Origin of the sequence: Enterobacter sp. CGMCC 5087, from assembly GCF_003144775.1 — a bacterium.
Lineage (GTDB): Bacteria > Pseudomonadota > Gammaproteobacteria > Enterobacterales > Enterobacteriaceae > Enterobacter > Enterobacter cloacae_M.
Map to the genome: position 1 here is coordinate 1 of NZ_QFXN01000120.1, position 1,761 is coordinate 1,761.

Consider the following 1,761-nt stretch of genomic DNA (forward strand, 5'->3'; position numbering starts at 1 on the left):
TGCTCCCCCATGATGTCAAAGGCAGAATGCACATTTCCGATCGTTTGCCGAATTATTCTCCACTTCGCGCAATTGTCAGGCATTTTTTTGCGGATATTTCCACAGCCAGCGCCCGCTGACCATCCGCCAGTAGAACAGCGCGCCCCGCACGGCCCAGTCGAGGAACATCCCCAGCCAGACGCCGACCACCCCCCATCCGAGCATCACCCCGAGCGTATACCCCGCGACAACGCGACATCCCCACATGCCGAGCATCGATACCCACATCGCAAAGCGGGCATCGCGCGCTCCTTTCAGCCCGGCGGGCAATACCCATGAGGCCGCCCAGATGGGCATAAAGGCCGCGTTGAGCCAGATGAGGATCTTAACAACCTCTTTAACGTCGTCTTCGTGGGTATAGAACGAGGCCATCAGCCCGGCAAACGGCGCGGTTCCCCAGGCGATCAGCGTCAGCCCAATGGTCGACAGCCAGAACACGTGCCGCAGCTGCCGCTCCGCCTGGCCTATCTGCCCTTTCCCGAGCCGCTTACCCGTAATAATGGTCGATGCCGAACCCAGCGCGTTACCCGGCAGGTTAATCAGCGAGGCAATAGAGAAGGCTATAAAGTTACCGGCGATAACGTCGGTGCCCATCCCGGCGACAAACATCTGCGTGAGCAGCTTCCCGCCGTTGAATAACACCGATTCAATGCTTGCGGGAATGCCGATCCCCATCACTTCCCAGATAATGGCGAAATTAAAGGGGCGGAAATAGCTTTTTAGCGTCAGACGCAGCGAGGGGGTAATCCCCGCCATCAGTACCCCGATGATGGCTGCCGCACCGATATAGCGTGAAATGGTTAATCCCAGTCCGGCACCGACGAACCCCAGCCCCTCCCACGAGAACACGCCATAGATCAGCACGCTGCTGATAATAATATTCAGGATATTCATCCCGCCGTTGATCAGCAGCGGAATTTTGGTGTTGCCCGCCCCGCGCAGCGCGCCGCTGCCAATCAGCGCAATAGCCGCCGCCGGATAGCTTAAGACGGTCATTTCCAGGTAGGTCAGCGCCAGGTCTTTAACCTCGTTAGTGGCCTCCCCGGCGACAAAATCGATAATCTCTTTACCGAAATAGTGGATCACCGCCGCCAGAACGATCGAAAAAATGGTCATGATCATCAGCGACTGGCGGGCCGCCTCGCGTGCACGTTTGGGATCAAGCTTGCCGAGGCTAAAGGCCACCACCACCGTCGTCCCTAGGTCTATGGCGGCAAAGAACGAGATCACCACCATGTTAAAGCTGTCCGCTAGCCCAACCCCAGCCATCGCCTCTTTTCCCAGCCAGCTCACCAGGAAGGTGCTCAAAACCCCCATCAGCAGAACGCAGGTATTTTCCAGGAAGATAGGCACGGCAAGAGGGGTGATTTCACGCCAGAACAGGACACGATAGCTTTTACGTTTTGCATACCATGGCGTGCGAGTTATCGCCTGGCGTAAGGAGGCAGTGACGTTCAAAATGGACCTTAGCGAGAAAAGTTGAAACTCCATTTCAAATGATGGGGGACAAATGCTAATCCTGCAAAGTATTTTCCAGAAAAAGATGTGTGGATTTACAACAAACTGACGACAGAATCAGCAATCAGTCGATTTTCCCTAAGATCAGGTTTGACAAAACTTTTTTCGCCGCTAAGATAAGCCTCCACAACGATTCCTCTGTAGTTCAGTCGGTAGAACGGCGGACTGTTAATCCGTATGTCACTGGTTCGAGTCCAGTCAGAG

At 55.0% G+C, this 1,761-nt stretch carries 1 protein-coding gene; it reads right to left on the reverse strand.

The window, feature by feature from the left end; genetic code table 11:
- Positions 1 to 75: 75 nt before the first annotated feature.
- Positions 76 to 1,530, reverse strand: a complete 1,455-nt coding sequence (emmdR, locus tag DEO48_RS11705) for a multidrug efflux MATE transporter EmmdR (RefSeq protein WP_128334200.1) — start codon at positions 1,528 to 1,530, stop codon at positions 76 to 78.
- Positions 1,531 to 1,761: the final 231 nt, after the last annotated feature.

Excerpts from the sequence above, each read along its gene's own strand:
- emmdR (WP_128334200.1), bottom strand. The coding sequence starts at position 1,530 with ATGGAGTTTCAACTTTTCTCGCTAAGGTCCATTTTGAACGTCACTGCC.